Source organism: Desulfobotulus sp. (genome assembly GCF_034006065.1).
Taxonomy (GTDB): domain Bacteria; phylum Desulfobacterota; class Desulfobacteria; order Desulfobacterales; family ASO4-4; genus Desulfobotulus.
In genome coordinates this window covers 1-7457 of record NZ_JAVETM010000077.1, presented here as the reverse complement: position 1 = coordinate 7457, position 7457 = coordinate 1, and the positions used below count along the sequence as shown (strand labels likewise).

The following is a 7457-nucleotide window of genomic DNA, read 5'->3' as shown; positions in this document are numbered from 1 at the left end:
CGCATCCCCAAGGTTTCTGGCTGCGGCAATTTTTTCAATCTCAGCCTTTACCTCTTCTTCCCTGAACCCACAGAGATCATTCAGAACCGGATTGAAGTAAACGCTTTTTGCCACATTGTACCCGCTTGTAATGTCACTCAGAACAACAGGAGAAACTCCTGTGATGAACACCCGGTCGAACATGGTGCTGGAGGTCAGGGCCTTCACCGCTTTGAAAAGGGTTCGTAAAATCCCCTCTTCCCGGACAAGCTTTTCATAGTCCTCTTTTTTGCCCGCAGGAGACATGAGGATGGTGTTGGCAAAATTATCGTACTCGTCTATCAGAAGATAAACCGCATGACCGTGGGCTCTCACTGAACCTAAAAGTGAATTGAGCGAATACAGTGCATCCAGATAGTTGATATTGACATCTTTAAAGTCAAATCCCATCAACTCGTAATATTTGATAAAATTTTCAATCCTGCCATTGATGTGATTGTATAAGGACTGTTTGATTTCAGCAAAATCTCCCGTTGCATCCACACAGGAAAAATCCCACCTGAGAATAAAATAGGCGTTTTTTGAGGCAGTGGGATTGCTGCCTATCTTTAAATGTCCGAACAGTTTCTGAAACTGTTCTTTTTTGGCAACGTCATAGTAGTTTTCAAGCATGGATAAAAGGAGGCTTTTGCCAAAGCGCCTCGGTCTTATGAAAAGCTGGGACTCTGCATTTTCCAGAAAAGGAATTCTGTCGGTTCTGTCACAGTAGAAATAGCCGTTCAGAATTATTTTTTCAAAATCCGCGATGCCATAGGGATATTTCATTTTTTCCTCCTTCAGGCGGAACCGGTATCGGGGGGCTGCAAGCTTGTGTATCCGGGCAATTTTTCCTGCCTAAGGGGTAAATGCTGTCCCGAAATCCGGATCCACGCTGCCAACCTTTTCAAAACATACCCGCTCGAATCCAAGGGCTGTTACCACAAACTTCTGAAGTCGTAGATTTTTATATTTTCCTTCAAGCCTTGCTCCATAGTCTTTGACCTGTACTATGCCCTCTTCCATTTTTGCCCGGACAGGAGGAAGGGCTTTGAGTTCATCCACGCTTAAGGCCAGCGCTTCTTTTCCGGATAAACCCGCCTCTTTCAGACTGACAAACTTGAATTCAATCAGCACATCATAGACCCTGCCGTAGCGTTTATCCGGCCGGATGATCATGGTGAGATCGGAATATCTCCTTGAAATTTCCCCTTCAGAGTCCATCAGAAAGATGATGTCGTTGTAGAGCAGGGTAAGAAAGGCGGTTTTCAGGGTCAGTTCATTGGCAAGGATATAATCCCTATTGCTGAAAACCCTGAAGTATTTTTTCTCCACAAAATCACAGAGGGGCTGCATCTCCCCCTTCTGAAACACCTTTTTTGCCGCAAGCTTACCTGCATCCCTTTCCCCCGAGTCAGGCAGCAGGAGATTGCAGAGCTTGTCCGCATACAGCCCTTTTACCGCCATGTTGGGGATTTTCAGCCGTGTTTCCAGATCCGGGGTTTCTTCGGCAATGGTGAGAATCCCGAAATAGTAAAGAAAGGATGTGAGAAACTGCTTGTCCCGTGAGCTGTCAAAGAGAATCTCTTCAATGCCAAAGGATCTCGCCACACTGGCAAGCACCGCACTGTCTTCCTTTTCCATGAGGTTCAAAAGCAGCTCCTGGCCCCCGTTGAGGTTCGCAATGTAGCTGAGCTTGGCCTGATCCGTTGCCAGGTTGGCATCCAGCATTTCCTTTGGATATTTTCCCCGCCTTGCAAACTCTTCCAGAAAATAGAGGCACATGGTGGGATTATAGATAAAGGCATCCGCTTCCGTTGAAAAAAGATAGCCATTGTAAAAGGTTCGCATGGTGTGGAGGGCATCCTCAATCTCCGCATCCCCAAGGTTTCTGGCTGCGGCAATTTTTTCAATCTCAGCCTTTACCTCTTCTTCCCTGAACCCACAGAGATCATTCAGAACCGGATTGAAGTAAACGCTTTTTGCCACATTGTACCCGCTTATAATGTCACTCAGAACAACGGGAGAAACCCCTGTGATGAACACCCGGTCGAACATGGTGCTGGAGGTCAGGGCCTTCACCGCTTTAAAAAGGGTTCGTAAAATCCCCTCTTCCCGGACAAGCTTTTCATAGTCCTCTTTTTTGCCCGCAGGTGACATGAGGATGGTATTGGCGAAGTTGTCGTATTCGTCTATCAGAAGAAAAACAGGGTATCCGGCAACCTCCGCAGCGGAAAGCAGGCGCTCCATGGAATACAGGGCATCATCGGGATTGATTTTGATTTCAGGAAGCTTAAAGCCCTTGAAGGTATAATAGGTGATGAATCTCTCTATTCTGGCGTTGATGTGGTTGTACAGGGACTTCCGTATTTCATGGTAATCCCCCGCTGCATCCACACAGGAAAAATCCCAGCGTAAAATGAAATAGGCATTCCGCCGTTCCGTTGGATTTTTTCCGATGGCAAGGTGGCCGAAAAGCGCTTGAAAATCTCCTTTTCTGGCAACGTCATAATAGCTTGCCAGCATGGAGAGAAGAAGACTTTTACCAAAACGCCTTGGCCGGATGAAGAGCTGGGACTCAGCCTTTTCCAGAAAAGGAATTCTGTCGGTTCTGTCACAGTAGAAATAGCCGTTCCGAATGATTTTTTCAAAATCAGAAATTCCATAGGGATAGGCCATGTTTTCCTCCTTCGTACGGAGAAACTGCCGGAGTATCGTTAAATGATTTTATTTGGAAAAAATCCAAAAAACAACGAAGTGTCCCATGGTTGTAACAGAGTGAGGGCCATAATGAGTGGCTGCGGCCCCTTAAAGGGTGCCTCTACAAGACAGGGCCCATAGCTTCAGGGCAGACAGGAGGGCCTTTTCATCATCCGATCCTTAATAATCTTTTGATAATAAACGCTGAGTTGTTTCTTTTTCTGCCTTAGTGCATCGATTTCTGATCTCGTCAAACGTTCTAAAGCCGACGAGATAACCTGCTTCGTTGGCGGTGAGAGCTGGGGGATGGATTCCGAAGAGTTGCCTGATTGCGTCACCGTAACGTTCCTCCAATAAGCGAATAGGTTTAGCAGGTGCCCTGAAGTCTTTTGAACGACCTGCATTGACAAGTAGCAGACTCCCAGTAACATAACATTCAATAAAATGACGTTGGCCAATTCAGCAAGAGTACCCCCAGGATGCTGCTTGATATCTTCATCACGGGTAAAGCAATGAAAGTGCCCGGCTGTTTTTGGAAAAGGGTAAATTCTTTCCATAAACCTCCGTTTCATCCGATATTTTAAGAATCAGGAACCTCCCCGGCCTCATCCAATGCCTGCATCCGACTTACAGTCCCCTTAACCCGCAACTCCCATCCCGGCTCCTTCGCACATGGAGAGCAAAAATTCTGGGGGCCTCCGCTGCCTGCGGATTCATATGACGGGGAGAAGCATAGCTTGAAAGGGTGGAATTGGGAAGGAGGTTTCAAGGGCCTCAGCCTCCGGGTGCCTGCCCGTAGGACAGGGTGAACCCGGAGGACACAGACAAAAAAAACAGCCCTTTCAAGGTCAGAGATGGGATGGGAGAATATTGATTTAATTTGGAAAATAAAAATCAAAAGCAACGAAGTGGATGTCCCATGGTTGAAGTTGATGGGGAGTTGGGCTGGTTCATATGGCGGGAAGAAGCATAGCCTGAAAGGGTGAAGTTGAGAAGGAGGCCCTCACCCCCGACCCCTCTCCCGGAGGGAGAGGGGAGGAAAAAAGGCAAAAATCACTGTCCGCCGCGCACAAGGCGCGCCTGGTAGTTGTAGTTCTTGTAGTGGTCGTAGACATAGCCGTAGTTGAAACTGAGGCTCCACGCATCGTCAGTAGCGTAAGCACCGGGCGAGGAAGACCAAAACCAGGAAGACGACATCCCCGGAAAAACGGAACCATGAATGGCTGGCTCATAGCATCTTTCTTCCACAATGGATTTCAGCTCCTTGATGCCCGGAAGCCGCCAGTCCCTATGCCCTGCAAAACCGCCACCTGCGTTCAAATCCTCTGCCGCCTGCAAGGCCCCCTGCCAGGTGTGGGTACTGGCACTTCCCGTACAGGTACTGCCATCCCAGGTCTGGCCTAAGGAGCAGCGCATCCACATAAGGCCCGTGGGCTTATGGGTCACGGTGCCGTCGGCATGGATGTCAAAATCTGTTGTGGGGGTGGTCGGGGTGATGGCCGTATTTTCCGATCCGCTGCACACGGTTCCGGCCATAAGAGACGGAGAAAAAAACAGGGCTGCAAGGAAAACAAGAGGAATAAAAATAGCCTGATTCTTCATGACAAAAACTCCTTTTTAAAAATGCGGAAAATTATTTTCTTTACCCTCACCCCCGGCCCCTCTCCCCCTGAGAGAGGGGCCGGGGGTGAGGGTATAAGGAATCCCACAACACCTCCAGCACAGCCTCCGTTTCCTGCAAAACCTCATGGTTCCAGAACCGCAGAACCCAAATTCCCTGCTGTTCCAGCCACAGGGTTCTCTCTTCATCATATTTTTCTGCCATCCCCCCATTATGCTGCCCCCCATCCAATTCAATAACGAGCTTTCGTTCATGACAGTAAAAATCAAGAATATAACGTCCGAAGGGATGCTGACGCCGGAATTTCATCCGGGAAAAACGCCTTCCCCGCAATAAGGCCCAGAAAAAAGTCTCCGCATCCGTCTGATTTTGACGGAGATCCCTGGCATAGCGGCGTATTTCTGAGGGGATAGGGTTTTCTTTTGTCATTTTGCCCTCACCTGAAACTTTGAAGAGAGAAGGAAAAAAAGAAGCCCTCACCCCCTGCCCCTCTCCCGGAGGGAGAGGGGAGAAAAAAAGGCAAAAATCACTGTCCGCCGCGCACAAGGCGCGCCTGGAAGGAGTTGCTCTTTCCGTAGCCCTCGCCGTAGAAGTTGCCGACAAAGCCGTAGTCGAAACCAAGGGACCACGTACCGCCAGCAGAGTAGGCATAGGGCGAGGAAGACCAAAAAATGCTGGACTGCGTATTAGGAAAAAAGTCCGTATCAATGGCAGGATTGTAACGGCCATAATCCACAATGGATTGCAGCTCCGCAGCCCTTGGCATGCGCCAGTCCGACGCTCCGCAAAACCCTGCCGCATTCACAGCCTCCACAAAGCCTTGGGTATCGCAGGTATTGCCCGCTCCGCAAGATCCGTCATTCCGGGTGCCTGCATCCCCCCCACTGGTGGCAGAATCAGGATTGTACCAAGTGTACGTATGCCCCCTGTGCCGCAGGTGAACAGGATCATTCACCTTCACCTCCCAGATGAGTCCGGTACGGTTATCCTTCACACAGGACCACTTTGTTCCGGCATTCTCATTCCCGCTGTCCGACCAGGTACCGTTCTGGACGGCAAGGGGCTGGCCATCTGCACCCAGCTTGGTGAAGTCAAAGCCTTTCGCACCGGCTCCCACCTTCTGGAGGGTACCTGCACGGGCTTTCGTATCCTGACCAGGATGGCTGGTCAGAGGGGCAGTGATATAATTTGTATTCTCATTCGCCCACCAGTCTATACCCGTATCATTGAGGGGCAAGGAGCCTGTGTGCAGGGCTGCGGGTTTCACTGACACTTCATTGCTCTTTACCGTGGCTTCCTTCCCGGAAAGGGCGGGCCGGAGGACAAAATAGTAATCTGTGCCGTTGATAAGACCTGTGACCCAGTACGAAGTCACATTGCCCACTTCCACCCTCTGGGCGTAGGAGAGGAAGGTGTCCGGATCAATATCCGGATCTGTGCCATAATACAGCACATAGGCATCCGCACCCGCAACAGCACCCCAGGAAAGGGCTGCTTCACCGTTACCTCCCTCTCCCGCCAGCACAGGGGCTGCCAGATCCAGGATAAAAGCTGCCGCTACTGTGCAGGCTCCGGTTATGGCACCTGTGGTGTAGGTATGCCGTTTAATGTCCCTCCGCAGCCCGTTACCGAAGAAATGCCGTAGCCTGTATTCGGGGTTACGGTGAAGGTGGTGGTGCTGCCGTGGTTTACCGTCTGGGACGTGTTGGGGCTGATGCTGCCGCCTGCGCCTGCCGTGGGGGTAGGTATTCACTGTCCACTGGGCCGTGAGGCTTGCGCCATTTAAGGGCATGGTGGCGGGAACTGCGGGGTTCCAGCCGTTAAAGGTGTAGCCTGAGCGCGTGGGGGCAGCCGGAGCGGTCACCTTAGAACCAAAGGCCTGGGTAATGGGGGCTACGGCAGAGCCGCCTGCACTGTCAAAGGTAATGGTGTACTCTTTTGCCTTGGCAAAGCCCAACTCTTCGGCAGAAAGCCCGTCTTCATAAGCCTTCAGAAGTTTTCCAATCCAGACATCAAGCCCATCCCGCCCCAGATCCAAACGCAGGTTTTCCATATCCGGCTTCTCAAGGGGACGGCCCTGGTAGGCTGCGATAAAAGGATCTTCTGGCAGGGTGAGCCAGCCGTTCAGCGTGTTCCCTGCCTCGGTATAAGAAATCCTTTTTTTCCGGGCAAAACGCACCGCCGCTGTGGTCATGGGGGGGGGCATGACAGGAGGTAGAACTGCATTCCGCCTCCAGCACCCCGGCATAGGGCTGCCCATTCAGAAGGCCACCACGGGCTGTAATCCGGTAAGGCGGCAATACGGAAAGGTTTTCAAGGCGGTATCCGCCCTGGCCATCACTTGTGACCTCTCCCAGAAAAACCCCATTGGCATCCTCCACCCGAAGAGTTGCCCCTGAAATCGGCCCGTTCACCACATAACCGCTGAGGGTCTGACCTGTTTCAGCGGGGGGGGGCATCCTGTTCTATGCTATCCGGTTCACTTGAACAAGCTCCAAGCAGCATACCTGCAAGCATGATAAGAATCCATAAACCTGTGCTTCTGCACTTTATCCGTCCCGAAAAAATCCTTTACTTTCCATGCAAAAATCCCCCGATCATAAGGAATACAAAAATGGAAGATACACGAATGACCCTGCGCTTCTGTACGAAACATCGAAGGTGGCTCAGGCCAGACCCTCTGGTGCAATCCCCGTGAAACCTGAAAATACTGGCCAAGCAACACAAAATTCCGCAATACATTTTTTGCCGACTGAATTTTTTGTTTTTCACATACCCAAAATTCACAATAATTTCAACCAAAAACGCATAAAAAGAGGGCTTCCCCCAGTTTATGCGTTTCGCTGTTTTCGTAAAATTCGTCGCAAGAGAAATACCCTCCTGCATCTGATCCCTCATCCCCTGCCCTTCTCCCAGAGGGAGAAGGGCAGGGGATGAGGGAGAGGAGAAAAAAACGGGATCTCCCCCCTTCAGGGAACACGGATACTTTTCTCCGCACTCTCCGTCACATTCCCCGCTCCGTCATACACCCGTACCCGGTACACATAAACCGTATCCCCGTTCACGTACCGATCCCTATAAATCCCGGCAGGATGCATGGCCTTCACCGTGCGGAAAACGT

Annotated in this window: 8 protein-coding genes and 1 pseudogene; 1 reads left to right on the top strand and 8 read right to left on the bottom strand. The window is 50.7% G+C overall.

The window, feature by feature from the left end; translation table 11 throughout:
* The 8 genes and pseudogenes from RBR60_RS15720 to RBR60_RS16875 form a co-directional block, all read right to left on the bottom strand.
* Positions 1-804: AAA family ATPase (locus tag RBR60_RS15720; RefSeq protein WP_320358531.1), on the bottom strand; the 804-nt coding region annotated here is incomplete at its 3' end.
* 69 nt (positions 805-873) lie between these two features.
* Positions 874-2694: an AAA family ATPase gene (locus RBR60_RS15715; protein ID WP_320358529.1), complete on the bottom strand. Its 1821-nt coding sequence runs from the start codon at positions 2692-2694 to the stop codon at positions 874-876.
* A 164-nt stretch (positions 2695-2858) separates the two neighbouring features.
* Positions 2859-3272 carry a hypothetical protein gene (locus tag RBR60_RS15710; RefSeq protein ID WP_320358527.1) on the bottom strand — a complete coding sequence of 138 codons (414 nt, stop codon included), beginning with the start codon at positions 3270-3272 and terminating at the stop codon, positions 2859-2861.
* Between the two features lie 496 nt (positions 3273-3768).
* Positions 3769-4317 (bottom strand): DUF1566 domain-containing protein, encoded by a 549-nt coding sequence (locus tag RBR60_RS15705; protein ID WP_320358525.1) that lies wholly within the window; start codon positions 4315-4317, stop codon positions 3769-3771.
* A 46-nt stretch (positions 4318-4363) separates the two neighbouring features.
* Positions 4364-4765, bottom strand: a complete 402-nt coding sequence (locus tag RBR60_RS15700; RefSeq protein WP_320358522.1) for an endonuclease domain-containing protein — start codon at positions 4763-4765, stop codon at positions 4364-4366.
* A 97-nt stretch (positions 4766-4862) separates the two neighbouring features.
* Positions 4863-5861, bottom strand: coding sequence for a DUF1566 domain-containing protein (locus tag RBR60_RS16885; RefSeq protein ID WP_413815481.1), 999 nt, complete (start codon positions 5859-5861; stop codon positions 4863-4865).
* 50 nt (positions 5862-5911) lie between these two features.
* Positions 5912-6052: a hypothetical protein gene (locus RBR60_RS16880; RefSeq protein ID WP_413815480.1), complete on the bottom strand. Its 141-nt coding sequence runs from the start codon at positions 6050-6052 to the stop codon at positions 5912-5914.
* A 106-nt stretch (positions 6053-6158) separates the two neighbouring features.
* Positions 6159-6389: pseudogene (locus RBR60_RS16875) on the bottom strand (InlB B-repeat-containing protein); the annotation flags it as partial.
* A 151-nt stretch (positions 6390-6540) separates the two neighbouring features.
* On the opposite strand from RBR60_RS16875, the gene RBR60_RS15690 reads away from it, so the two are divergent.
* On the top strand, positions 6541-6735 hold the full coding sequence (locus tag RBR60_RS15690; RefSeq protein ID WP_320358518.1) for a hypothetical protein: 195 nt from the start codon (positions 6541-6543) through the stop codon (positions 6733-6735).
* Positions 6736-7457 lie beyond the last annotated feature (722 nt).